Raw genomic sequence first — 24622 nt, 5'->3', positions numbered from 1 at the left:
GCTAGGGGCCCGTGAAGTTGCCGCCCAGGCGCTTCACCTTGAACACGTCGAATGGCTTGCCGAAGGCCGGATGCAGCCCACCGCCGGGTGTGAACGACCGATCGACCTGCCCGAGCGCCATCAGCCCCTCCGCCACCAGGTACTCCTTGTAAGACGGTGAGGGTTCCTGGTGCAGAAAGGCCGCACCGAACAGCGTCACGTCCACGGCGGGTACCTCGCTTTCGAGCACACAGGAGTAGCCGTTCTTCTCGACGAAGCTGTACGTCGTGTCGCCCCAGGAGCTCATGGGCATGTAGACGGCGCCGTGGCGCCTGAGCCGGTGAATCAGGGCATCGGTTTCGGGGCCGTCGTGCAAACCCTTGCGAAGGGTCCGCTGGGTGCCGAAGCCGTTCAAGGCCAGCTTGTCGTGCGCGGCGCGCAGTCCGATCAGGTTGGGGGCGAACCACGCCGAGAGGGCTCCGAGCCCGGACCACTTCACCCGTTGCGCGAAGCCGTGCAGCTCGAAGAACGGATGGCGCGCGTGCGTGTGCATGACGAGGGCCCGCAGGTCGTCGCGCGTCAGGTGCGTGTCGGGCGTGGCGCCGGGCAAGAGCCCGAGTTGCCACCAGCGCCGGGCGTCGTCCGCCAGCAGGCCGGCGCAGTGCGGATGCTTCTGCAGAAGCGCCTGGACGTCCTGGTCGATGGCGTCCAGCGTGGAGGGTGACCAGAGGTCACCCAGTTCCCGTGGCGCGGTGGTCGACTCGCGCAGCATGGGGGATAGGCGGTCGAACATGGCGGCGAATCTCAGCCAGCCGGCCGCGAGGCCGCGGTCCTCGATCGAGGCGCCGTGGGTCTCGATGTCGTGCAGGGTGTCGAGGTGGGTCTGAAGGAAGTCCCGCACGCTGCGGGGTCGCAAGCCCGACGGGGTGGCGAGCAGCCGGTTCAGGTCGGTGCCCAGTCGGGGGAGGGACAGGCCCAGGGGGCGGAGCCCGGTGGTGGCGGACAGGTTGCCGAGCGCTCGCGTGATCAATCCGACGCCTTCAGAAAGTGTGGGGTGAAAGTTTATGCGCCGCGGTTCGCGCACGAAAAAGGCCCGTCGGCGTGCGCCGGCGGGCCTTCGAGCGGGGCGGCCTGGGGGCTTACTTCAGCGTGATGGTCACGTCGATGTTGCCGCGCGTGGCGTTGGAGTAGGGGCACACCTTGTGGGCGGTGTCCACGAGGTCCTGGGCCACGGCGCGGTCCACGCCGGGCAGGCTGACGGCCAGGCGAGCGGCGATGCCGAAGCCGGCCGGGATCGGGCCGATGTCCACTTCGGCGTCGATGGAGGCGTCGGCGGGCACGGCGACCTTCTTCATGCCGGCGACGTGCTTGAGCGCGCCCATGAAGCAGGCGGAGTAGCCGGCGGCGAAGAGTTGCTCGGGGTTGGTGGCGTTGCCGGCACCGCCCATGGCCTTGGGCGGCGAGAGCTTCACGTCGAGCAGGCCGTCGTCGCTGCGCGAGGCACCGTCGCGGCCGCCGGTGGTGTGGGCGCGGGCGGTGTAGAGGACTTTGTCGAGGGAGGTGGGCATGGTGTGGCTCCTGGGTTGAAAAAGGGGTTGGGGATCGATCAAGCGGTGAGGCGGTCGCGCAGGGTTTGCACCTGGCGTGTGAGGGTCATGACTTCGGAGACGTCGCACTGGGTGGCTTGCAGCACGCAGCCGGGGATGCGGGCGGCGCGGGCCTTGAGTTTGCGGCCGGCGGCGGTGAGGCGGATGAGCACGCGGCGTTCGTCCTGCACGTCGCGCAGGCGGGTCACGAGGTCGGCGGCTTCGAGCCGTTTGAGCAGGGGGGTGAGGGTGCCGGAGTCGAGGTACAGGCGTTCGCCGAGTTCGGACACGGTCACGCCGTCGGTTTCCCACAGCACGAGCATGGCGAGGTATTGGGGGTAGGTGAGGCCCATCTCTTCGAGCAGGGGCTTGTAGAGCTTGGTCATGGCCAGCGAGGCGGAGTAGAGCGCGAAGCACAACTGGTGGTCGAGCTTGAGGGCCTGGTCGCTGGAGAGGCTGGGCTTGTTCATGAGGGTGGACTGTAGGTTTTTATTTGATTGTGTGCAATTGAATTTTGAACAACCATTTTGGATGTGAGGTTGTTGGTGAGGTCGGCTGGAGTGGGTGCCCGTTCTCCGGCCCTGCTCGCGGGCGTCTGCCCCGGCAGGCCCAAACCACTTCGTCAATCCGGTGCTGGCACTCGCCCTCTGTGGCAACCGCGAATGGGGGCCTGCGCCCGCGCACCCACTCCATCCGCCCCAGCGAGTTGCCGGCACACCAGGCTTGCGTGCCTGCATTGCTTTACAGGATGGTGGGGGTATCCGCGGGCGCAGGCCCCCATTCGCGGTTGCCACAGAGCGGGTGGGCCAGTTGGGTGTTGATGCGAGGGTGGTTGCGAGCCCGGGCAGACGCCCGCGAGCAGGGCCGGAGAACGCGGGTACCCCCACCGTCCTGGCGCGAGGTCTCCGCCAGCAACAGAACCGAGCAAGAAACTCAGGCCATCAACGGCTCACCCTGCATCTCTTCGATCTGCTCCACCAGCATGTCCACCTGCCCCTGCCAATAGTCGCGGCTGCCGAACCAGGGAAAGTTGATGGGGAACGCAGGATCGTCCCAACGCCGCGCGATCCACGCGCTGTAGTGAATCAAACGCAAGGTGCGCAGAGTTTCGATCAAGGCCAGCTCACGGCGGTCGAAGGGGCGGAACTGCTCATAGCCATCCACCAGCGCGCCCAGCTGCTGCATCTGCTGGCGCCGGTCGCCCGAGAGCAGCATCCACAGATCCTGCACCGCCGGCCCCATGCGCGCGTCGTCGAGGTCCACGAAATGTGGGCCGGCACCGGGTTGGCCTTCGGGTGTCCAGAGGATGTTGCCCGGGTGGCAATCGCCATGCAGGCGGATGCGCTGAATGCCGTCCTCATCCACCACCGCGCCCGGCCGCAGCACCGGGTGCGCCTCGATCAAGGCCAGCGCCTCCTCCAGCGCGGCCGCCCAGGCACTGCGCACCTCCGGCGCGATCGCCGCGTGCTCCATCAGCCAGTCGCGCGGCTCGTGCGCAAAGGCCGCGGCATCCAGCGCCGGGCGGACCGCAAACGGCCGTTGCGCGCCCACCGTGTGGATGCGCGCCAGAAAACGGCCGATCCACTCCAGCACCTCAAAATTGTCCAGCTCGGGTCGGCGCCCACCCCGGCGCGGGCTCACCGCGAAGGTGAAACCGCCGAAGTGGTGCAGCGTCTCGCCCTGCACGCGCAAGGGTGGTACCGCCGGAATCTCGGCCGCCACCAGCTCCTCCGCAAAGGCATGCTCTTCGGCGATCTGCGCATCGCTCCAGCGCCCGGGGCGGTAGAACTTCGCCACCACCTGGTCCACGCCCTCCACCGGTGCTTCCAGATGGATCTGGTACACGCGGTTCTCGAAACTGTTGAGCGCGCTCAGGCGCCCGTCGCCCCACAGGCCGATGTGGGCCAGCGCGTCCTGCACCCGATCGGGGGTGAGGGCGCTGTAGGGATGGGTGCTGTCGTTGTTGGAAACCATGCGCGATTGTCGCCGTTGGCCCGGGGCGAAAAGCCTGCGCCTATGATCGACCCATGTCGAAACACAAGGCGAACGCGGGACGGCCCGTGCCCACACTGCAGGAACAGCTGCCCGAACTGCGGCCGGGCCAGTCCGTCGCGCTGCTCCAGGAGCTGCACATCCTCACGCGCGAGGGCAAGCTCAACCAGGATACGCGGCGCAAGCTCAAACAGGTGTATCACCTGGTGCAGTTCATCGAACCCCTGCTGGCCGAGGTGCTGGACGCGCGCGGCGACGTGACGCTGGCCGACCATGGCGCAGGCAAGTCCTACCTGGGCTTCATCCTGTACGACCTGTTCTTCAAGGACAAGCCGGTGGGTCGCGTGACCGGTGTGGAGACCCGCAGCGAGCTGGTGGAGAAATCGCAGGCGCTCGCCGCCCGGCTCGGTTTCGAGCGCATGGACTTTCTCGCCACCACCGTGCAGCAGGCCCTGAGCCACCCGGCCCTGCCGCCCACGATCGACGTTGTGACCGCGCTGCACGCCTGCGACACCGCCACCGACGACGCCATCCAGTTCGGCCTCACCAAGCAGGCGCGCCACATGGTGCTGGTGCCGTGTTGCCAGGCCGAGGTGGCGGGCGTGATGCGCAAGCACAAGGCGCTGAGCCTCTCGCGCACGCCGCTGGCCGAGCTGTGGCGCCACCCGCTGCACACGCGCGAGTTCGGCAGCCAGATCACCAACGTGCTGCGCTGCCTGCAGCTCGAAGCCCATGGCTACACCGTCACCGTCACCGAGCTCGTGGGGTGGGAACACTCGCTCAAGAACGAATTGATCCTGGCCCGTAGAATGGACTCGGACCGCCATGGCACGCAAGCGCGTGCCCGGCAGCGTTTGCAGCAGGTGCTCGACGAGCTTCAGCTGCAAGAACTCACGCAGCGCTTCGCGGCCTGACCGCTTCTCGCCCTCCCACACCCGGCATTCCTGCTGCCGTGTTCGCGGCGCTCCGTTCAGCTTTCGCTGATTGCCGGGCCTCTTGATGTTTTCAGCGCGTGTCCTACACGCTTTGCGGCATTCGTTCATCAAACTCTCGCCCAGGAGTTTTACCCATGGTTACCGATTACAGTTTTCTGCTCCAGTCCATCGCCTGGCCCCTGGTGCTGCTGCTTGCCTGGTTCATCGCCGAGCGCGCGCACGAGGTCTGGCACATCCCGCGCGTCACCAGCTACGTGGCGGTGGGGCTGGTCGGCGGGCTGGTCAACCTGCCCGGTCTCACGACCGATGTGCCGGGGCTGCCGTTCTTGGCCAACGTGGCGCTCTCGCTCGTGCTGTTCGAGCTGGGTTACCGCATCAACCTGCGCTGGTTCCGCCACAACCCCTGGGTGCTCGTGCTGGGTTTGATCGAGTCCATCGTCACCTTCGGCGTGATCTACTGGGTCAGCGGCTGGTTCAACCTCGCCACGGACCTGCGGCTCATCATCGCGGCGCTTTCGATCTCGGCCTCGCCGGCCGGCATCGTGCGCGTGGCCAACGAACTGCGCAGCGCCGGCCAGGTGACGGAGCGCGTGCTGCACCTGTGCGCGATCAACTGCATGGTGTCGGTGCTCGCGCTCAAGCTGGTGGTGGGCTACTGGTACCTGAGCACCTCGGGCGACCTGGTGCTCGCGGCCTTCGGCAGCATCCACCAGGTGGGCACCTCGGTGGCCGTGGGCGGCCTGCTCGGTGTGGCCGTGCCCTGGTTGCTGCGCCTGCGCAACACGCACGAGCGCGGCGTCACCGTGGTGTTCGCGCTGTCGGTGCTGCTGCTGACCACGGCGGCCTACGGCCTCAAGCTCTCGCCGCTGCTGGCTGCGCTCACCTTCGGCATCGTGGCGCGCGAACGCCGCGTGCACCTGACCAACGCGCAGCGCGACTTCGGCACCGCCGGCGACCTGCTGTCGATCTTCCTGTTCGTCTACATCGCCTCGCTGCTCGATTGGGCCGACGTGGGCACCGGCATGTTGCTGGGCCTGCTGCTCATCCTGGTCCGCACGGCCTCCAAGGTCGGTTGCAACCTGGTGGCGGCCCGGCTCTCGGGCATCACCGAGCGCAAGGGCCTGCTCACCGGCCTGGCGCTCACGCCCATGTCGGCCTTCGCCATCCTGCTGATCGAGCAGAGCCGCCTGTATGGCTTCGCCCCGGCGGTGGAGGTGCTCTCGGTCATGGCCGGGATGATGCTGCTGCAGGAACTGCTGGGCCCGGTGGTCACGCAGCGCGCGCTGCTGGCCGCGCACGAAACCCATGTGACGAAGGGATAACGCCATGCCTCTCGAAACCTTCAAGGCCTCCGACTCGCTGACCATGGGCGTCGAGCTCGAACTGCAGCTCGTCAACACCTACGACCTCGACCTCTCCAGCAGTGCCAACGACCTGCTGGAGCTGTTGCGCCGCAAGCCGTTTCCGGGTGTGGTCACGCCCGAGATGACGCAGAGCATGATCGAGATCGCGACCGACGTGCAGCGCGAGCACGGCCCCCTGCTTGCGCAACTGCAGCAGATCCGCGACACGCTGGTGAGCGCGGGCGACCGCCTCAACATCGAGCTCTCGGGCGGCGGCACGCACCCGTTCCAGCGCTGGTTCGAGCAGCGCATCTTCTCCAAGCCGCGCTTCGAGCAGCTCTCGGGGCTGTACGGCTACCTGGCCAAACAGTTCACCGTGTTCGGCCAGCATGTGCACATCGGCTGCTCCAGCGCCGACGAGGCGCTGTTCCTGCTGCACTCGCTCAACCGCTACGTGCCGCACTTCATCGCGCTGTCGGCCTCGTCGCCGTTCTCCCAGGGAGTGGACACGTTGTTCGACTCGGCGCGCCTGAACTCGGTGTTCGCCTTCCCGCTCAGCGGCCGCGCGCCTTTCGTGCTGAGCTGGGAAGAGTTCACCGACGTGTACTTCACCAAGATGGAGAGCACGGGCGTGGTCAAGTCCATGAAGGACTTCTACTGGGACATCCGGCCCAAGCCCGAGTACGGCACCATCGAACTGCGCGTGTGCGACACGCCGCTCACCGTGGAGCGCGCGGCGGGGCTGGCGTGCTACCTGCAGGCGCTGTGCCGCCACCTGCTGGAGCGGCGCGAGCTGCCGCCGGAAGAAGACGACTACCTCGTCTACACCTACAACCGCTTCCAGGCCTGCCGCTTCGGCCTGGACGGCATGATGGTCAACCCCAAGACGCGCGAGCAGATCAGCATCCGCGAGGACATCCTCGCCACGCTGCGCCACCTCACGCCGCACGGGGTGGCGCTGAATTCGCTGGCGGCGCTCGACGAGATCGAGCGCACCGCCGGCCGCGTGGGCAACCACGCGACCTTCCTGCGCAACCAGTTCAAGGAAAGCGGCAGCGTGCAGTCGGTGGTGCGCGCCAGCGTGGAAGCCCTGCGCAGCGCCCGTTCGTGACGCAGTTCACGGACGGTCTGTAGGGGGCGAGCACGCGCTGTCAGCGAACTTCCTACAGCGCGAATGGCAGGGCGCCGACTTAACGTTCCAGGGGGGCGCCGGTACAGTTTGTTTCATCGACAGCTCATTTGTCACTGATCAAACCGACCCCAGGGAGTCCCCCATGTCCACCACCGCCACTCGCCTCAACCCCTTCGTCCTGATGCTCGATCCGGAAGCCGTGATCAGCGCCATGGAGACCAGCGCCACGCTGCGCGGCATCCGCGGCCGCATCTGCCGCCCGCTGGACAAACCCCTGATTCCCAAGATCTTCGACACCGCCGCTCGCGAGTTCGACGCCGTGATCGAAGCCGAAGACTTCATCGACACCGGCAGCGAGCTGTACAGCGACGCCCAGCCTGCGCTGCGCGCCGTTCACTGAGGTCTACTTGGCAAACCTTTTGCGCGTGAGCGCGAGGGCGAGCCAGAACGCTGCCACGGTGTAAGCCAGCAGCACGCTGGCATGGAGCCAGGCCTGCGTGGGCCATTGATCCATGAACAGCGGACGCACCAGTTCCACCGCGTTGGTCAGCGGCAGCCAGTCCGAGATCTGACGCACCACCCCGGGCAACTGCTCGCGCGGAAAGAACACCCCCGAGAGGAACATCATGGGGGTGAGGAACAGGGTGAAGTAGTAGGTGAAGAAGTCGTAGCCCTTGGCCAAGGCGTTGAACACCAGGGCGATGCACGAGAACGTGATGCCCACCCCCAGCAGCACCGGCCAGGCCAGCAGCAGCTTGGGGGAATGGCTGATGCCCAGCGCGAGCATCACGCCCAGGATGGCCGTCACCGTGAACAGGGCCTTGAAGCCCGCCCACAGCATTTCCGCCAGCACCACGTCGTCCAGGCTCACCGGCGCGTTCATGATGCCGTCCCAGGTTTTCTGCACGTGCATGCGCGAGAAGGCCGAGTAAAGCGCCTCGAAGCTGGCCGCGTTCATCGCGCTCATGCAGATGCTGCCGCTGGCCAGGAACAGGATGTAGGGCACGGCCACGCTGCCTTGCGGCGTGCCCAGGTTGACCTGGCCCACCAGCGCGCCCATGCCGTAGCCGAAGGCGACCAGCCACATCAGCGGCTCGGCGATGTTGCCCACCAGGCTGGGGATGGCGAGCTTGCGCCAGACCAGCAGGTTGCGCAAAAAAACCGGCCACCAGCGCATGGACAGGCGCGGCGGTGACCAGGGGGAGGGGGTGTGGGTGGTGCTCATGGATCAGCCGTCCTCGCGGATCTGGCGACCCGTGAGCTTGAGAAAGAGGTCTTCCAGGTTGGCAGGCCGGTGCAGCGTGCGCAGGTGGTGGTGCTCGCCCAGCGCGGCCAGCAGCGGCAGGGCCTGGGCGGTGTAGAAGAACACGGTCTCGCCGCTCACTTCCACCCGCGCGGCGAGCGCGCGCAATGCCGCATGCGCTTCGCCATGGGCCAGCGCCAGCGCGCCGTTGCCGTAGACCTCGACCACGTCGGGCTCCAGGTGCTGCGCGATCAGTTCGCGCGGCCGGCCCTCGGCGATCTTGCGGCCGTGGTCCAGCACCAGCAAGCGCGAACACAGGCGCTCGGCCTCGTCCATGAAGTGGGTGGTCAGCAGGATGCTCTTGCCCTGCTGCAGCAGCATCTGCAGCCGCTCCCACATCAGGTGGCGGGCCTGCGGGTCCAGGCCGGTGGTGGGCTCGTCGAGCATCAGCAGGCGCGGGTCGTTGACCAGCGCGCGCGCCAGCGAGAGGCGCCGCTTCATGCCGCCCGAGAGCTCGCCGGGCTTGGCCTGGGCCTTGTGCGAGAGCGCGGCGAATTCGAGCAGCTTCGGGATGCGTTCGCGGACGGTGGCCGCCGGCAGCCCGAAGTAGCGGCCGTACACCAGCAGGTTCTCGGCGCAGTCGAAGTCCGGGTCCAACGTGTCCATCTGGCTCACCACGCCCAGCTGGGCCTTGATGGCCAGCGCGTCGCGTGGCATGTCCTGGCCGAAGGCGGTGATGGTGCCGGCGTCGGGCGCGGTCAGGCCCAGGCACATGCGGATGGTGGTGGTCTTGCCCGCGCCGTTGGGCCCGATCACGCCCAGGCATTCACCGGGGCCGATGGCAAAACTCAGGTCGTTCACCACGGTGCTCTCGCCGTAGCGTTTGACCAGGTGTTGGCATTCGAACAGGGCGTCTTTCATGTGCCGGCATTGTGCCCGCTCGCACCGCCGCGCCTGGGGCCGGCCCCTACAATGCGGGGCTGCCCGCGAGGGTCTTGTCCCCGTCACCGTCCTGCCCACCCATGTCATTCGCCGTTGCCCTGCAATACGTTTTCCCGAAGCGCGCACTCACTGTGTTTGGGGGCTGGGTCGCCAACGGCCGCTGGGGCGGCATCACGCAGTGGATCATCCGCCGCTTCATCCGCAAGTACGGCGTGAACATGGCCGAGGCCGCGAACCCCGACCCGCAGGCCTACGCCAGCTTCAACGAATTCTTCACCCGCGCGCTGCGCGCCGACGCCCGCCCCCTGGCGGACGCGGCCTTCGTCTGCCCGGTGGACGGCGCGATCAGCCAGTTCGGCGCGATCGCGCGCGACCAGATCTACCAGGCCAAGGGCCACACCTACAGCACGCGCGCGCTGGTGGGCGGTGACGCCGCTTTGGCCGCCCAGTTCGACGACGGCGCCTTCGCCACCATCTACCTCAGCCCCCGGGACTACCACCGCATCCACATGCCGGCGGCGGCCACGCTGCGCCGCATGATCCATGTGCCGGGCGACCTGTTCTCGGTCAACCCGGCCACGGCCCAGGGCGTGCCCGGCCTGTTCGCGCGCAACGAGCGCGTGGTCTGCGTGTTCGACCTGCAGGTGGGCGAGACCACCGTGCCCTTCGTGCAGGTGCTGGTGGGTGCGACCATCGTGGGCAGCATGGCCACCACCTGGCACGGCGTGGTCAACCCGCCGCGCCCGGGCACGGTGCGCGAGTGGTCCTACGACGACAGCCCGCTGCACCTGCAGCGCGGCGAGGAAATGGGCCGCTTCCTGCTCGGCTCGACCGTGGTGCTGCTGTGGCCGCGCGACACCATCGCCTTCAACCCCGACTGGGCCCCCGGCAACGCCGTGCGCCTGGGCGAGGCCATGGGCCAGTCCCTCTGATTCTTTTCTGGAGTTTTCATGACCACGCTCGGTACCCCTCTGTCTCCTTCGGCCACCCGGGTCATGCTGCTGGGCTCGGGCGAGCTCGGCAAGGAGGTGCTGATCGCCTTGCAGCGCCTGGGCGTGGAGACCATCGCGGTGGACCGCTACGAGAACGCCCCGGGCCAGCAGGTGGCGCACCACGCGCGCACCATCACCATGAGCGACCCGGCGCAGCTCAAGGCGCTGATCGAGGCCGAGCGGCCGCACCTGGTGGTGCCCGAGATCGAGGCCATCGCCACGCCTATGTTGCAGGAGCTCGAAGCCGCCGGCGTGGTGCGCGTGATCCCCACGGCGCGCGCCGCGCGCCTGACCATGGACCGCGAGGGCATCCGCCGCCTGGCCGCCGAGACCCTGGGCCTGCCCACCAGCCCCTACAAGTTCTGCGATTCGCTGGACGAGCTGCAGGCCGCCATCGATGGCGGCATCGGTTATCCCTGCATCGTCAAGCCGGTGATGAGCAGCAGCGGCAAGGGCCAGAGCAAGATCGACGGCCCGGCCGACGTGAAGACCGCGTGGGAGTACGCGATGTCGGGCGGGCGCGTCGGCCCGGGCCGCATCATCGTGGAAGGCTTCATCGATTTCGACTACGAGATCACCCAGCTCACCGTGCGCGCCCGGGGTGCCGACGGCGGCATCGAGACGCACTTCTGCGACCCGATCGGCCACGTGCAGGTGAGCGGCGACTACGTGGAGAGCTGGCAGCCGCACCCCATGACGCCCAAGGCACTGGCCGAGTCGCGCCGCATCGCCCAGGCCGTGACCGACGACCTCGGTGGCCAGGGCCTGTTCGGCGTGGAGCTGTTCGTCAAGGGCGACCAGGTCTGGTTCAGCGAGGTCAGCCCGCGCCCGCACGACACCGGCATGGTCACCATGATCACGCAGTGGCAGAACGAGTTCGAGCTGCATGCGCGCGCCATCCTGGGTCTGCCGGTTTCCACCACGCTCAAGAGCCCGGGTGCCAGCGCCGTCATCTACGGCGGTGTGGAGGCCACGGGCATCGCCTTCGACGGCGTGGACGAGGCCCTGCAGGTGCCGCAGACCGAGCTGCGCCTGTTCGGCAAGCCCGAGAGCTTCACCAAGCGCCGCATGGGCGTGGCGCTGGCTTTCGACGCCGACGTGGAGCGTGCCCGCACCCAGGCCAAGCTGGCGGCTTCCAAGGTCCGGCCGCGCCGGGCCTGAAATTTTTTTGCACCGGGCTGCATCCAGAACGCCGGTTGGCGCGTAGTGGAAGCAGTGGCGCTGTTTGGCGCTGCTGCCCACAACCCAACCCCAGGAGTTCTGCCATGCTGTTCAAATCCACCCTCGTTGCCGCCGCCGCGCTCGCCCTGACCGCCTGCGCGTCCCAGATGGGCTCGCCCGCCATGATGTATTCGCAGGCCAGCCTGCCCGACGCGGTGAAGGTGCCCGCCGGCCACAAGGTCGCCTGGGAAACCGTGGGCGTCGGCCAGATCACCTACGAATGCAAGGTCAAGGCCAACATGCCTGGCCAGCACGAATGGGTCTTCGGCGGCCCCGACGCCAAGCTGATGGACCGCAGCGGCAAGCAGGTCGGCAAGTACTACGGCCCGCCCGCCACCTGGGAAGCCATGGACGGTTCCAAGTTCACCGCCACCCAGGTCGCCGTGGCACCCAATGGCGACGGCAACATCCCGCTGCAGCTCGTGAAGGCCAACCCGGCCATGGGCATGGGCGCCCTCAACGGCGTGACCTACACCCAGCGCGTGGCCACCAAGGGTGGTGTGGCCCCGAATTCCGCCTGCGGCGCCGCCAACGTGGGCGCGAAACAGGTCGTGCAGTACCAGGCCGACTACATTTTCTACAAGGCCTCCTGAGCGGGCGGGGCTGCCGTCGGCTAGGATGGCCGGCAGCCCCCGCACTTGCGAGCACCGCCCTTGCCTCCACCCGAGCCCGACGCTTTCGACCACGATGCCGCCCTGGCCGCCTGTGCGCGGGGCGATCGTGCGGCCCTGCGCCGCCTGTACGAGCACGAAGGTCGGTACCTGCTGGGGGTGGCGCTGCGCATCGTGCGCGACCGCGCCACCGCCGAAGACGTGTTGCACGACGCTTTCATGAACATCTGGACCCGCGCCGACACCTTTGACGCCCGCCGCGGTGCGGGCCGGGGGTGGATGTACGGCATCGTGCGCCACCGCGCGCTCGATGCCGTGCGGGCCGGTGCGCGCACCGTGTCGGCCGACGAAGACCAGCTGGACGCGCTGCAGGCCGTCGATCCGCCCGCCGCCCCCGACATGGCCGAGGCCTTTGCGCTGCGCGCCGACCTGGGCCGGCTCGACGACTGCCTGGCCCGCCTGGACACGCCCAAGCGCAACTGCGTGCTCTACGCCTACCTGGACGGTTGCACCCACGGCGAGATCGCCGAGCGCCTGGGCGCGCCGCTGGGCTCGGTCAAGGCCTGGATCCGCCGGGGACTGGCGTCGTTGCGGGAGTGCCTGGCATGACCGCGCACGATCCGATCGACGAACTGGCCTCGGCCTACGTGCTGGGCACGCTGTCGGCCGAACGCCGGCGCGAGGTGCAGTCGCGCCTGCCCACCGATGCGGCCTTGCGCGATGCGGTCGACGGCTGGGAAGGCCGCCTGCTGCCGCTGACCGCGCTGGTCGAGGCGGTGGAGCCCTCGCCCGCGTTGTGGGCGCGCATCGAACGCGGCATCGCGCCCCGGCGTGCCCCGGCCCAGGCCAGCGCGTGGCAGACCTGGTGGAGCAGCCTCGGTTTCTGGCGCGCGGTGGCCGCCACCGGTTTCGTTGCCGCGTCGGTGGTCGCGCTGCTGCCGTCCACCGGCCTGTTCGCCCCCGCCGCGCCGCAGTACATGGTGGTGCTGGTCGCGCCCAACGGCACCGCCCCGGGCTGGGTGGTGCAGACCAGCGGCGCCAACACCTTGCGCCTGGTGCCGCTGGGCACCACGGCCGTGCCCGATCAGCGCTCGCTGCAGTTCTGGACCAAGGCCGACGGCTGGAACGCACCGGTCTCGCTGGGCCTGGTGCAGCCGGGCCAGCCGCTGGAGGTGAAGCTCGATCAACTGCCGCCGCTGGTGCCCAACCAGCTGTTCGAGATCACGCTGGAGCCCTACAACGGCTCGCCCACCGGCCGCCCGACCGGGCCGATCCTCTACATCGGGCGTGCGGTCAAGCTGACCTGAGCGGCAGGCTGCGCTGGCGCCGGCCGGTCAGCGCGAACAGCGCGTTGGCCACCGCCGGTGCGATGGGCGGCAGGCCCGGCTCGCCCACGCCTTCGGGCGGCGCGCTGCTGGGCACGATCAGCACCTCGACCGCCGGCATTTCGTGGAAACGCAGCACCGGTTGGTCGTGGAAGTTGCCGGCCTGCACCTGGCCGTTGACGATGTCCACCTGGCCGTACAGGGCCGCCGAGAGGCCGTAGACGATGGCGCTCTCCATCTGCTGCACGATGCCAGCCGGGTTGACCGCCGTGCCGCAGTCGATGGCGCACCACACGCGGTGCACGCGGATCGCCTGGTCGGCCGCCAGCGAGACCTCGGCCACCTGCGCGACGATGCTGCCGAAGGACTCGTGCAGCGCGATGCCGCGCGCGGTCTTGGCGCCGTCGGGCGCAGGCGGTGAGGCCGTGCCCCAGCCGCCGGCCCTGGCCGCCGCCTGCAGCACCGCGAGGTGCCGGGGGTGGCGCTGCAGCAGCCGTTCGCGGAACGCCAGCGGGTCGGCGCCCGCGGCGTGCGCGGCCTCGTCGACGAAACTTTCCTTGAAGAAGGCCTGGTGCGAATGGCCCACCGAGCGCCAGAAGCCGACCTGCAAGGGCAGGGCGACGGCGGCGTGTGCGATGCGCGCGGCCGGCCATTCGTAGGGCTGGTCGAACGCGCCTTCCGAGGTGGTCTTGTCCGGCCCGCCGCCGGGCAGGCCGAACAGGCGGCCCAGCACCTGCGGCACGATGGCCTGGCCCGCGCTGGTGTTCTGCCAGGCCACGAGCTGGCCCTGGGCATCGAAGCCGGCCTTGAAGCGCGAGACGCAGGCCGGGCGGTAGATGTCGTGGCGCATGTCCTGTTCGCGCGACCACAGCGTCTGCACCGGCGCGCCGGGCACGGCCTTGGCGATGGTGGCGGCCTGGGCGATGAAGTCCACCTCCAGCCGCCGGCCGAAACCGCCACCGAGCAGCATCACGTGCACGGTCACCGCTTCGGCGGGCAGGCCGAGCGCGTTGGCGGCGGCCTTGCGCGCCAGGCCGGGCACCTGGGTCGAGACCCAGACTGTGGCGCGGTCGCCGTCGTAGCGCACCGTGCAGTTCATGGGCTCCATGGTGGCGTGGGCGAGGTAGGGCGCGCGGTACTCCGCCTCGATGGCGCGCACCGCGCCGGCCATGGCCGCGTCCACGTCGCCCTCGGTGAAGAAGGCAAAGCCCTTGTCGGTGTCCAGCGTGCGCGCGAGCTGCTCCAGGGCTTCGGCGCTGTGGAAGCTCGCGAGTTCGCCCGCGTCCCATTCGATCTTCAGCGCCTCGGCCGCCTGCTTGGCGCGCCAGGGGTGGTCGGCGATCACGGCCACGCCGCCGGTGCCGCCGTTCAGCGGCTCGAACGGCACCACCGTGCGCACGCCGGGCATGGCCTGGGCGGCGGCCGCATCGAAGCGGACGGCGCGGCCGCGCAGGGTGCGGCACATCTGCACGCTGGCGTGCAGCAGGCCCTCGGGCCGCGCGTCGATGCCGAAGCGCGCGCTGCCGTCGGTCTTGCTGGCGGCTTCGATGCGGTTCGTGGGCCGGCCGATCAGTTTGAACTGCGCGGGCGCCTTGAGCGTGGGCGAGCGCGGCAGGCGCTGCTGCGCGGCCGCGACGGCCAGGCTGCCGTAGCCCGCGCGCTGCCCGGCCGGGCCGAGCACCTCGCCGTTTTCGGTGCGGCAGGTGTCCGGGGCCACGCCCCATTGACGGGCCGCTGCGTTCACCAGCATCTCGCGCGCCGAGGCCCCGGCCTCGCGCATCGGCAGCCACAGGTCTTTCACGCTGGACGAGCCGCCGGTCATCATCACGCCGATCTCGCGCATGGCCTTGGCCGCCATCCAGCGCGCCGCGTCCAGCACCCGGCTCTCGGTGTCCGGGTGCACCGGCAGGCCGTCGACCACGGTGGCGATGTTGTTGTAGATCTTGTCGATGGGCGAGGCCTCGAAGCGCACGCGCGACCAGTCGGCGTCCAGCTCGTCGGCCAGCAGCATGCACAGCGAGGTGGCCACGCCCTGGCCCATCTCGCTCTTGGCCAGCATCACGGTGACGCCGCCTTCGGCGTCGATCTTCACCCAGCCATTGAGGGCCGACTCGTTCGCGCCCGTCGGCAGCGGCTGGGCCGTGGTGAGGCGCTGGCGCGGCGGCAGCACCGACCAGCCCAGCACCAGCGCACCGCTGGCGGCGAGGGTGCCGAGGAGGAACTTGCGTCGGGTGGTGGCCATGGGGGTCCTGAAAGGGGGTCGGCGCAGCATACCCGGGGGCCTGGGCTGGTGAAAGTCCCATGCGTTCGTCTTGTTACATCCGGGTAACATCGATCGGAACAAGCCATGGGAGGTGGTGATGGGATGGATTCGGCGGTGGGCCTGTGTGTGGGCCGGTTGGGCCGTGGTGTTGCTGTCGGGATGCGCCACCGGCGGATTCCGCTATGAGGAGATGGCCAGCGCGATTCCGCCGTTGCAGGGGAACGCCTGCCGGGTCTTTTTCTACCGCGACGCGTCGATGATGGGCGCGGCGATCCAGCCCGAGATCCGCCTCGACGGTCAGGTGGTGGGGCGTTCGCAGCCCGGGGGCTTCTTCTACGTGGACACCCAGCCCGGGCGCCATCTGGCGACCTCGCAGACCGAAGTCGAGGCGCGGCTGGAGTTCGACCTGGTGGCTGGCCAGACCGTTTACGTGGCGTCCAGCATGGGATTTGGCTTGCTGGTGGGGCGGGTGAATCTGAACGTGCGGCCCGAGTCCACGGCGCTGGCCGACCTGTCCTCGCTGCGGTTCACCGGCACATCGCCCCTGCCGGACCCGCGGGCCGGTGCAACCACCACCGCCACGGCGCCACGCCCCGTGGAAAGCCCCGCGCGCAGGGTGGGTGTGAGCATGGCCGATCTGGAGATGCTGTTGCCCCCTTCGGGTGGGACGGCCGCGCGATGAGCCGCCGCCTGTGGACGCTTCTCGCGGGTTGCTGGCTGAGCGCACCGGCCGCCGCGCTCGAACCCGATGCGCTCTTCGCCCGGCTGGAGCCCAGCGTCTGGACCGTGATGGCGTCGGATGCCCAGGGGCGCAACCTGTCGCAGGGCAGTGCGGTGGTGGTCGGCCCGGGGCGCCTGGTCACCAACTGCCATGTGCTCGCGCGCATGAACCGCATCCAGGTGATGAAGGCCAACGTGAGCTACACCGGCCGGCTGGAGTTTCCCGATCCCGAGAACGACCTCTGCCAGCTTCGCGTGGACAACTTCACCGCGCCCGCGGTGGAGCTGGCTGAGATGGACAAACTGCGCGTGGGCATGCGGGTGTTCGCCATCGGCACGCCCCAGGGCATGGAGACCACGCTCAGCGACGGGCTGTTGTCGGGCCTGCGCCGCGATGCCAACGGGCAGCTGATGTTCATCCAGACCTCGGCCCCGATCTCGCCAGGGTCGAGCGGGGGCGGGCTGTTCGACGCCGAGGGGCGGCTGATCGGCATCACCACCTTCATGCGGCGCGAGTCGCAGAACCTCAACCTGGCGGTGCCGGCCTACCGGGTGGCCGACGTGCCCGAGCGCGGCCGCCGCATGCTGGAACAGCGTGCCGCTGGCGCGGGCCCCACGGCACCCAGCGTGCCCGCAGCGCCCGCCGCACCCCCGCCCCCGATGGAATTGGCCGCGCAGCGGCAGTCGGGTGACTGGTTCGAGTACGTCATCACCGACCACTACACGCAACTGAAGCAGGCCGTGAACCTGCGGGTGGACCGCGTGACGGCCGACCGGGTCGTGTTCAATGGCGGCGCGCGCGTGGAGGCGCCAGATGGCAAGCCGCTGGATTCCCAGTCGCACGCGCTGGTCGAACTCGACATGGTGACGCCGCCAGGAGGCTGGGCGCCCGGGGGGCAGGTGATGAGCGGCGTGCGCAAGCTCAACGTCAAGGCCAGCTGGCAGAGCCAGCCGGCCACCTACGATCTGACGGCCGTGGCCGCGCCCGGACAGCAGCTGCGCGTGGGCGAGGTCGAGTACGACACGGTGCGCATCAACCTGCAGGGCTGGCATGGCCGGGTCTTCGGCCTCTTCCATTTCATCGTGCCCTACCGCGCCACGGTCTGGTACGCGCCAGCCTTGATGCGCGTGGTCCGTTTCAATGTCGAATTCGGAACCGGTGCCGCTGCGGCGGGCAGCACCCGCGTCAACGAAACCCTGGAGCTGGTGCGCGCCGGCCGTTCCTGAGGCGCGGCGCGACCGGCCTCACTGGAACGCCACCTCCGCGAAGCTGCGCAGCTTGCGGCTGTGCAGCTGGTCCGTGCCGCCTTCGCGCAGGATCTCGATCGCGCGGATGCCGATGCGCAGGTGCTGGTCCACGCGCTCGCGGTAGAAGTGGTTGGCCATGCCGGGCAGCTTGATCTCGCCGTGCAGCGGCTTGTCGCTCACGCACAGCAGGGTGCCGTAGGGCACGCGGAAGCGGAAGCCGTTGGCCGCGATGGTGGCGGACTCCATGTCCAGCGCCACCGCGCGCGACTGCGAGAAGCGGCGCTGCGGCATGTTGTCGGGCAGCAGCTCCCAGTTGCGGTTGTCGGTGCTGGCCACGGTGCCGGTGCGCATGATGCGCTTGAGTTCGGCCGGCGGCACGCCGGTCACGTCGGCCACGGCGGCCTCGAGCGCGAGCTGGATCTCCGCCAGCGCGGGAATCGGCACCCACAGCGGCAGTTCTTCGTCCAGCACGTGGTCTTCGCGCACGTAGGCGTGGGCCAGCACGTAGTCGCCCAGCTGCTGGCTGGTGCGCAGGCCGGCGCAGTGGCCAAGCATGAGCCAGGCGTGCGGGCGCAGCACGGCGATGTGGTCGGTGATGGTCTTGGCATTGGCCGGGCCCACGCCGATGTTGACCATGGTGATGCCGCTGCGGTCTTCGCGGATGAGGTGGTAGCCCGGCATCTGCGGCAGGCGCGGCGGCGCGTGGCCCAGCTCATCGCCGTTCTCGGCGGCCAGGCCGGTGCGGCGCATCACCACGTTGCCCGGCTCGATGAAGGCCACGTACTCGCTGTCGGGCTTGGCCATCTCGGCGTGGCCGAGCTTGATGAACTCGTCGATGTAGAACTGGTAGTTGGTGAACATCACGAAGTTCTGGAACCACTCGGGCGCGGTGCCGGTGTAGTGGCGCAGTCGCTGCAGCGAGTAGTCCACCCGCGGCGCGGTGAACAGCGAGAGCGGGTGCGCCTCGCCCGCGCGGGGCTCGTGCGTGCCGTTGGCGATGCCGTCGTCCATGGCGGTGAGGTCGGGCAGGTCGAACGCGTCGCGCATCAGCGCGCGGCGCATCACGTCCATGCTGCCTTCCACGTGGTCGTGCTCGGCGAAGGAGAAGTGGATGGGGATGGGCTGGGTGCTGGTGCCCACCTCCAGCTCACCGCCGTGGTTGGCCAGCAGCAGGCGGAACTGTTCCAGGTAGTAGTCGCTGTACAGGTCGGGGCGGGTGAGGGTGGTTTCGTAGCGCCCGGGGCCGGCCACGAAGCCGTAGCTCAGGCGGCTGAGCGGCTGGCCGACCACGTTCTGGCGCAGCACGCTGTGGGTGTGCAGCCGCACGTAGGGGTAACACGCCCGCACGTGGGTCAGGGTGAAATCGCCACCGGCGACGAAGTCGCGCATGGCCTGGCGCAGGAACTCCACGCTGTCTTGGTAGATGCGCTGCACCTGAGCCAGCGCTTCGGCAGGGTCCTTGAAAACGAGGGGGGCGGTGTAGGCAGGGGTTTTTTGCATGCGCTATTGTGGCGCGCCGGTGCCGTGCACCGCACGCCGACCGAACCCGGAGAAAACCCCCATGTCGCCCCTCACCCTGCCCGCCGAATGGATCCACGCCGCCGCCACCCTGGCCGCCGCGCTGGGCTGCGGGCTGCTGATCGGCGTCGAGCGCGAGCGCAGCAAGGGTGAGGGCCCGGCGCGGGCGTTTGCGGGCTTGCGCACCTTCGCGCTGGCGTGTGTGAGCGGCGCGGCCGCCGCGCTCCTGCCGCAGGCCGGCCTGGTGCCGGTCGGCGCGGTGTTCGTGGCGGCGCTCGGGGTGGTGGCCTATGCGCGCGACCGGTCCGAGGACCCCGGCGTGACCACCGAAGTGGCGCTGTGGCTGACCTACCTGATCGGCGTGGTGTGTGTCTGGCAGCTGCCGCTGGCGGCCGCCATGGCCGCCGCGTTGACGGCGCTGCTGGCCGCGCGCGAGCGGCTGCATCGGTTCGTGAACGAGTGGCTGCGCCCGGCGGAGATCCGCGACGGCATCGTGCTGGCCGCGCTGGTGCTGGTGGCGCTGCCGCTGCTGCCGAACCGGCCCCTGTGGGGCCCGGTGCTCAACCCGGCCACCATCGTGCAGCTGCTGGCGCTGCTGCTGGCGGTGCAGTCGCTGGCCCACCTGTGCCGGCGGCTCTTGCAGGCGCGGCAGGCGGTGGCGTTTTCAGCCTTCGCCTCCGGCTTCGTGTCCAGCACGGCGACCATCGCCACGCTGGGCATGGGCGCGCGCCAGCAAGGCGGCGAGGCCCGTTTGATGGCCGGGGGCGGTTTGCTGTCGTGTGTGCCGACCTTGCTGCAGATGCTGCTGGTGGCCGCTGCGGTCCGCCCGGCCTGGCTCTCCAGCCTGTGGCTGCCAGCGCTGGCGGGCGCGGCGCTGGCCGCGGTGTGGGGCGGGTGGCTGGTGCGCGGGGCGCCCATGGCGCAAGGGGGCACGATGGGTTCGTCGCCGCACACCGAGGGGCTGGGGGCCGCGCAGGGCGACCGCATGTTCAGCCTGTGGGGGGCCACCGCCATTGCGGCCTTGCTGGCCGGCATCCAGGTGCTGGTGAATGCGCTGGGCCTCTGGCTGGGCGAGGCCGGCGTGTTGGCCGGCACCTTGCTCGCCTCGCTGGTGGACCTGCACTCGGCGCTGGCGGCGGTGTTTGCATCGGTCGAGCCGCCGCAGGGCGGCGTGCCCTGGGCGGTGATGCTGGCGCTGGGCGTGCACGCCTTGAGCAAGAGCCTCACCGCCGCCCTGAGCGGCGGGCTTCGGTACGCGGCCTGGCTGGTGCCCGGCCTGTGGGTGCACACCGCCGTGTGCATGGCCCTGCTGGCCGTGCTTCGCTGAGCCTGTTCAGGCCTTGACGGGTTCGCGCATGGTCACGAACTCTTCCGCCGCCGTGGGGTGGATGCCGATGGTGCTGTCGAACACCGCCTTGGTCGCGCCGGCCTTGAGCGCCACTGCAAAACCCTGAACGATCTCGCCCGCTTCGGCGCCCACCATGTGCAGGCCCACCACGCGGTCGCTCTTCGTGTCCACAACCAGCTTCATCAGCGTGCGCTCGGTGCTGCCCGAGAGCGTGTGCTTGAGGGACTTGAACTCGCTGCGGAAGATGGTCACGTCGCCATGCTGCTTGCGCGCGTCCGCCTCGCTCAGGCCCACGGTGCCGATGCTGGGGTGGGTGAACACGGCGGTGGGAACGAAGTCGTAGGCCATGCCGCGAGGCGCCTTGCCGGCGGCGGGGCCGAACAGCTGGTCCACCACCACCATGGCCTCGCCCAGGGCCACGGGGGTGAGCTGGAGGCGGCTGGTGACATCGCCCACGGCGAAGATGGAGGGCACGTTGGTGCGGTACTGCTCGTCGACGATCACCTCGCCGCCCTTGCCCTGCGCCACGCCCACCGCGTCCAGGCCCAGGCCCTTCACATGCGGCACGCGGCCGGTGGCGTACAGCACGGCATCGGCCATCACCTCGCCCCCGCCCTGGAGCTTCACCCGCAGGCCGTCGGTGGTCTTCTCGATGGCGGTCACGTCCGCGCCCAGCCGCAGGTCCACGCCGGCCTTGGTCATCTCGCTGGCCACGAAGTGGCGGATCTCGTCGTCGAAGCCGCGCAGGATCTGCTCGCCCCGGTAGAGCTGCGTCACCGTCGCGCCCAGGCCGTTGAAGATGGAGGCGAACTCGCTGGCGATGTAGCCGCCGCCCACGATCAGCAGGCGCTGCGGGAACGGTTCGAGGTCGAAGATGGCGTTGGAGTCGATGACGTGCTCGCGGCCTTCGATGTCCGGCACGCTGGGCTTGCCGCCGGTGGCGATGAGGATGTGCTTCGCGGTGAAGCGTTTTTCGGCGGCCTCGCCCGCGGGTTGGAGCACCACGGCCTGCGGGCCGTCGATGCGCGCGAAGGCGTCGAACACGGTCACGCCCGAGCCGGTCAGCAGGTTGCCGTAGATGCCGTTGAGGCGGCTGATCTCTTTCGCGCGGTTCGCCTTGAGCGTGGCCCAGTTGAAGCGGGGCTTCTCCAGTTCCCAGCCGAATCCATGCGATTCCTCGAAGGCTTCGGCGTAGTGGGCGGCGTAGCTGTAGAGCTTCTTGGGGATGCAGCCCACGTTCACGCAGGTGCCGCCCAGGCCGGCGGCGCCCTGCATTTCGGCCAGCGCCACGCGCGCGCCGCGCTGCGCGGCCATGCGGGCGGCGCGCACGCCGCCGCTGCCGCCGCCGATCACGAAGAGGTCAAAGTCGAAAGAGGAAGTGCTCATGGTGGGGGGTGTCCGGGCTCGAAGCCTTTGAGTTCCTGGCGAATGAAATCGATGAAAGCGCGCGTGCGCGCGGGCAACAGGCGGGCGTGCGGGTACACGACGTGGATCGGGCGCGGCGCGTCCGCGAAATCGTCCAGCACGGTTTCCAGCGCGCCGGATTGCAACAGGGGCGCCACCTGGTACGAGAGAAACTGGCCGAAACCCGCGCCGTCCGCGCAGGCCTGCACCGCCGGGGCAATGTGATTGAACTCCAGGTTGCCACCGACGGTGAGTTTGAAGGTCTTGTGGCCGTCCTGGAAGCGCCCCCAATGCGGGGCATGCCCCACCAGACGCACGCAGTTGGCCTTGAGCAGGTCGTTGGGGTGCTGCGGGCGGCCGTGCTCGCGCAGAAAGGCCGGGCTGGCCACGACCACTCGGCGGATCTCGCCCAGCGGCAGCGCGACCAGGCTCGAATCTTCCAGGTGGGCGATGCGGATGCCGACGTCGACCCCTTCTTCCAGCAGGTTCACCACCCGGTCCATCAGCATCACGCGGCAATGCACCTGGGGGTGGCGCTGCACGAACCGCGTGACGACGGGGGCCACGTGCATCTGGCCGAACAGGACGGGCGCGGTCAGGGTGAGCTGGCCGGCGGGTTCGGTGGCGTCGTCCTTCAGCGCGGCCTCGGCGTCGTCCACCGCTGCGAGCAGCTGGCGGCAGCTCTCGAGGTGGCGTCGGCCTTCTTCGGTGAGCGAGATGCGGCGCGTGGTGCGGTTGAACAGGCGCACCCCGAGCTCGGCCTCGTAGGCGGCGAGCGAGCGCACCACGGCCGGCAGCGAGCTCCCCTGCGCCCAGGCCGCCGCGGTGAGGCTGCCGGCGTCGGCGATCTGCACGAAGGTGGCCATGGCGCGGAACTTGTCCATGCGCCATTAGACCGATTTGTGGAGCAGTCCTGTGCGTGCAGGGGTATTGGTGAATGTGTTTGCAAGAAAGAAGATGGCGTCTTTCCTCTTCAGGAGCGACCCATGACCCCCTCCTTCCATGCGGGTGAGCAGGCGATGCAGGCGCGCACCGGTGTGCAGGCCCAGATGGCGCAGATCGGCCCGCGCGTGTTGCGCGATCACATGCCGGACCAGCACCGCGAGTTCTTCGGCCTGTTGCCCTGGGTGCTGGTGGGCAGCGTGGACGCGCAGGGCCAGCCCTGGGCCAGCGTGCTCGCGGGCGCGCCGGGCTTTCTGCGATCGCCCGACCCCACGCACCTGCACATCGGCGCGCGACCGCTGCCGCACGACCCGTTGAACACCACGCTGCGCGACGGCGCTGCGCTGGGCCTGCTCGGCATCCAGCCGCACACGCGCCGGCGCAACCGCATGAACGGCACGGCGTGGCTGCGGGACGATGGCTTCACGGTCGAGGTCGGCCAGAGCTTCGGCAATTGCCCGAAGTACATCCAGGCGCGGGAGCCGGTATGGACACCGGATGCACCGGCCGGGCAGGTCGCTTTCGAGGGGCCTGGCCTCGACGAGGCGTCGCGCCGGCTGATCCGCGCCGCCGACACCTTCTTCATCGCCACGGCCCATCCCCAGGCGTCTGCGGGCGGCGAGCCCAGCCATGGGGTCGACGTGTCGCACCGGGGCGGCCCGCCGGGTTTCGTGAACGTGGCCGGTGAGGTGCTGACGGTGCCCGACTACATGGGCAACCACTTCTTCAACACGCTGGGCAACATCGCGCTGCACCCGGCAGCCGGCCTGCTGTTCGTGGACTTCGAGCGGGGCGACCTGCTGTACCTCGCGGTGCAGGCGAGGGTGGTGTGGGACGGCGAGTTGCGCCTGCTGCGCATGCAGGTGACCCACGCGCGGCGGGTGCAGGGGGCCTTGCCGCTGCGCTGGGCGGCCCCCGGCGACGCTCAGTAGGTGTAGACGCCGCGCCCGGTCTTGCGGCCCAGGTAGCCGGCGGCCACCATTTCCTTGAGCAGCGGGGCGGGGCGGTACTTGCTGTCGTTGAATTCGGCGATGTAGACGTTCATCACGGCCAGGCACACGTCCAGGCCGATCATGTCGGCCAGGGCCAGCGGGCCGATGGGCTGGTTGGTGCCCAGTTTCATGCCGGCGTCGATGTCTTCCGCCGTGGCGATGCCTTCGGCCAGCACGAAGAAGGCCTCGTTGATCATGGGCACGAGGATGCGGTTGACCACGAAGCCGGGCGCGTTCTTCACCGTGATGGGCGACTTGCCCAGGGCTTCGGCCAGCGCCTTCACCGCGTCGTGCGTGGCGTCGCTGGTCTGCAGGCCGCGGATGATCTCCACCAGCGCCATCATGGGCACGGGGTTGAAGAAGTGCATGCCGATGAAGCGGTCGGGCCGCTGGGTGGCGGCGGCCAGCTTGGTGATGCTGATCGAGCTGGTGTTGGTGGCCACGATCACCTCGGGTGCGAGCAGGCCGTCGAGCTGCTGCAGGATCTTGACCTTCAGGCCTTCGTTCTCGGTGGCCGCTTCGATCACGAGCTGCGCGCCCTTGAGGTCTTCGTAGTTCGTCGAGCCCTTGATCAGGGCGAGCGCCTGGTCCTTGTCGGTGGCGGTGATCTTCTCTTTCTTGATCAGGCGGTCCAGGCTGCCGGCCACGGTGGCCAGGCCCTTGTCGACGGCCGCCGGCGCGATGTCGACCATGACCACGCGGATGCCGCGCGTGGCGCAGGCCTGTGCGATGCCGTTGCCCATGGTGCCCGAGCCGATGATGCCGACCGTGTTGATGCTGTTCATGAAGACGCTGCTCCTGTTCAAAAGTCCGTGAAAACCCGGCGTCGCCGGGGTGTCTTTCCTAGGCGGTGCTGCCTAACCGGGCGCGAGGCCCTGTGCTACCT

Annotated in this window: 24 protein-coding genes; 13 read left to right on the top strand and 11 right to left on the bottom strand. The window is 69.2% G+C overall.

Annotated features, from left to right (window positions below; genetic code table 11):
• Window position 1: 1 nt before the first annotated feature.
• The 4 genes from AC07ZS_RS11405 to AC07ZS_RS11390 all read right to left on the bottom strand — a co-directional run bounded on the left by AC07ZS_RS11405 (window position 2) and on the right by AC07ZS_RS11390 (window position 3539).
• Window positions 2-1009, bottom strand: a complete 1008-nt coding sequence (locus AC07ZS_RS11405) for a hypothetical protein (RefSeq protein WP_494798715.1) — start codon at window positions 1007-1009, stop codon at window positions 2-4.
• A gap of 109 nt (window positions 1010-1118) precedes the next feature.
• Entirely contained in the window at window positions 1119-1547 is a 429-nt protein-coding gene (locus AC07ZS_RS11400; protein ID WP_382321998.1) for an organic hydroperoxide resistance protein, read from the bottom strand.
• 38 nt (window positions 1548-1585) lie between these two features.
• Window positions 1586-2035, bottom strand: a complete 450-nt coding sequence (locus tag AC07ZS_RS11395) for a MarR family winged helix-turn-helix transcriptional regulator (protein ID WP_494798714.1) — start codon at window positions 2033-2035, stop codon at window positions 1586-1588.
• A gap of 463 nt (window positions 2036-2498) precedes the next feature.
• Entirely contained in the window at window positions 2499-3539 is a 1041-nt protein-coding gene (locus AC07ZS_RS11390) for a serine/threonine protein kinase (protein ID WP_494798713.1), read from the bottom strand.
• A 53-nt stretch (window positions 3540-3592) separates the two neighbouring features.
• Between AC07ZS_RS11390 and AC07ZS_RS11385 the strand changes: the two genes are divergently transcribed.
• The 4 genes from AC07ZS_RS11385 (at window position 3593) to AC07ZS_RS11370 (ending at window position 7367) form a co-directional block, all read left to right on the top strand.
• Window positions 3593-4471: a class I SAM-dependent methyltransferase gene (locus AC07ZS_RS11385; protein ID WP_494798712.1), complete on the top strand. Its 879-nt coding sequence runs from the start codon at window positions 3593-3595 to the stop codon at window positions 4469-4471.
• Window positions 4472-4626: 155 nt separating this feature from the next.
• Window positions 4627-5814: a cation:proton antiporter gene (locus AC07ZS_RS11380; protein WP_494798711.1), complete on the top strand. Its 1188-nt coding sequence runs from the start codon at window positions 4627-4629 to the stop codon at window positions 5812-5814.
• A gap of 4 nt (window positions 5815-5818) precedes the next feature.
• Entirely contained in the window at window positions 5819-6946 is a 1128-nt protein-coding gene (locus tag AC07ZS_RS11375; protein WP_494798710.1) for a YbdK family carboxylate-amine ligase, read from the top strand.
• A gap of 163 nt (window positions 6947-7109) precedes the next feature.
• Entirely contained in the window at window positions 7110-7367 is a 258-nt protein-coding gene (locus AC07ZS_RS11370; RefSeq protein ID WP_494798709.1) for a hypothetical protein, read from the top strand.
• Window positions 7368-7370: 3 nt separating this feature from the next.
• Here the strand turns inward: AC07ZS_RS11370 and AC07ZS_RS11365 are convergent, their stop codons facing one another.
• A complete protein-coding gene (locus tag AC07ZS_RS11365; RefSeq protein ID WP_494798708.1) occupies window positions 7371-8192 on the bottom strand; it encodes an ABC transporter permease in 822 nt (273 codons plus the stop codon).
• A 3-nt stretch (window positions 8193-8195) separates the two neighbouring features.
• On the bottom strand, window positions 8196-9131 hold the full coding sequence (locus AC07ZS_RS11360) for an ATP-binding cassette domain-containing protein (protein WP_494798707.1): 936 nt from the start codon (window positions 9129-9131) through the stop codon (window positions 8196-8198).
• 101 nt (window positions 9132-9232) lie between these two features.
• Between AC07ZS_RS11360 and asd the strand changes: the two genes are divergently transcribed.
• The 5 genes from asd to AC07ZS_RS11335 all read left to right on the top strand — a co-directional run bounded on the left by asd (window position 9233) and on the right by AC07ZS_RS11335 (window position 13283).
• On the top strand, window positions 9233-10084 hold the full coding sequence (asd, locus tag AC07ZS_RS11355) for an archaetidylserine decarboxylase (protein ID WP_494798706.1): 852 nt from the start codon (window positions 9233-9235) through the stop codon (window positions 10082-10084).
• 18 nt (window positions 10085-10102) lie between these two features.
• On the top strand, window positions 10103-11305 hold the full coding sequence (gene purT, locus AC07ZS_RS11350) for a formate-dependent phosphoribosylglycinamide formyltransferase (RefSeq protein ID WP_494798705.1): 1203 nt from the start codon (window positions 10103-10105) through the stop codon (window positions 11303-11305).
• A gap of 104 nt (window positions 11306-11409) precedes the next feature.
• Window positions 11410-11958, top strand: coding sequence for a DUF3455 domain-containing protein (locus AC07ZS_RS11345; protein ID WP_494798704.1), 549 nt, complete (start codon window positions 11410-11412; stop codon window positions 11956-11958).
• Between the two features lie 60 nt (window positions 11959-12018).
• Entirely contained in the window at window positions 12019-12585 is a 567-nt protein-coding gene (locus tag AC07ZS_RS11340; RefSeq protein WP_494798703.1) for a sigma-70 family RNA polymerase sigma factor, read from the top strand.
• The gene (locus AC07ZS_RS11335) at window positions 12582-13283 is read left to right on the top strand and encodes an anti-sigma factor (protein ID WP_494798702.1); all 702 of its coding nucleotides are present in this window, start codon (window positions 12582-12584) and stop codon (window positions 13281-13283) included. The genes AC07ZS_RS11340 and AC07ZS_RS11335 overlap by 4 nt, the downstream gene beginning before the upstream one ends.
• Here the strand turns inward: AC07ZS_RS11335 and AC07ZS_RS11330 are convergent.
• Complete coding sequence (locus AC07ZS_RS11330; protein WP_494798701.1) at window positions 13270-15543, bottom strand: xanthine dehydrogenase family protein molybdopterin-binding subunit; 2274 nt, start codon at window positions 15541-15543, stop codon at window positions 13270-13272. The genes AC07ZS_RS11335 and AC07ZS_RS11330 overlap by 14 nt on opposite strands.
• A 118-nt stretch (window positions 15544-15661) precedes the next feature.
• Between AC07ZS_RS11330 and AC07ZS_RS11325 the strand changes: the two genes are divergently transcribed.
• Window positions 15662-16246, top strand: coding sequence for a DUF2846 domain-containing protein (locus tag AC07ZS_RS11325; RefSeq protein ID WP_494798700.1), 585 nt, complete (start codon window positions 15662-15664; stop codon window positions 16244-16246).
• Window positions 16243-17511, top strand: coding sequence for a S1C family serine protease (locus tag AC07ZS_RS11320; RefSeq protein ID WP_494798699.1), 1269 nt, complete (start codon window positions 16243-16245; stop codon window positions 17509-17511). Before AC07ZS_RS11325 ends, AC07ZS_RS11320 begins: the two co-directional genes overlap by 4 nt.
• Window positions 17512-17529: 18 nt before the next feature.
• Here AC07ZS_RS11320 and AC07ZS_RS11315 read toward each other — a convergent pair whose 3' ends face one another.
• On the bottom strand, window positions 17530-19032 hold the full coding sequence (locus tag AC07ZS_RS11315; RefSeq protein ID WP_494798698.1) for an AMP nucleosidase: 1503 nt from the start codon (window positions 19030-19032) through the stop codon (window positions 17530-17532).
• A 61-nt stretch (window positions 19033-19093) separates the two neighbouring features.
• On the opposite strand from AC07ZS_RS11315, the gene AC07ZS_RS11310 reads away from it, so the two are divergent.
• The gene (locus tag AC07ZS_RS11310) at window positions 19094-20377 is read left to right on the top strand and encodes an MgtC/SapB family protein (RefSeq protein WP_494798697.1); all 1284 of its coding nucleotides are present in this window, start codon (window positions 19094-19096) and stop codon (window positions 20375-20377) included.
• 6 nt (window positions 20378-20383) lie between these two features.
• Here the strand turns inward: AC07ZS_RS11310 and gorA are convergent, their stop codons facing one another.
• Entirely contained in the window at window positions 20384-21784 is a 1401-nt protein-coding gene (gene gorA, locus AC07ZS_RS11305; RefSeq protein WP_494798696.1) for a glutathione-disulfide reductase, read from the bottom strand.
• Window positions 21781-22686 carry a LysR family transcriptional regulator gene (locus tag AC07ZS_RS11300; RefSeq protein WP_494798695.1) on the bottom strand — a complete coding sequence of 302 codons (906 nt, stop codon included), beginning with the start codon at window positions 22684-22686 and terminating at the stop codon, window positions 21781-21783. Before AC07ZS_RS11300 ends, gorA begins: the two co-directional genes overlap by 4 nt.
• A 102-nt stretch (window positions 22687-22788) precedes the next feature.
• On the opposite strand from AC07ZS_RS11300, the gene AC07ZS_RS11295 reads away from it, so the two are divergent.
• The gene (locus AC07ZS_RS11295) at window positions 22789-23676 is read left to right on the top strand and encodes a flavin-nucleotide-binding protein (protein ID WP_494798694.1); all 888 of its coding nucleotides are present in this window, start codon (window positions 22789-22791) and stop codon (window positions 23674-23676) included.
• Here the strand turns inward: AC07ZS_RS11295 and AC07ZS_RS11290 are convergent.
• Window positions 23670-24521: a 3-hydroxybutyryl-CoA dehydrogenase gene (locus AC07ZS_RS11290; RefSeq protein WP_494798693.1), complete on the bottom strand. Its 852-nt coding sequence runs from the start codon at window positions 24519-24521 to the stop codon at window positions 23670-23672. The two genes, AC07ZS_RS11295 and AC07ZS_RS11290, sit on opposite strands and share 7 nt — an antisense overlap.
• Window positions 24522-24622 lie beyond the last annotated feature (101 nt).

This window comes from Hydrogenophaga sp. GW456-12-10-14-TSB4 (assembly GCF_059424305.1).
This window is presented reverse-complemented; position numbering and strand designations above follow the sequence as displayed.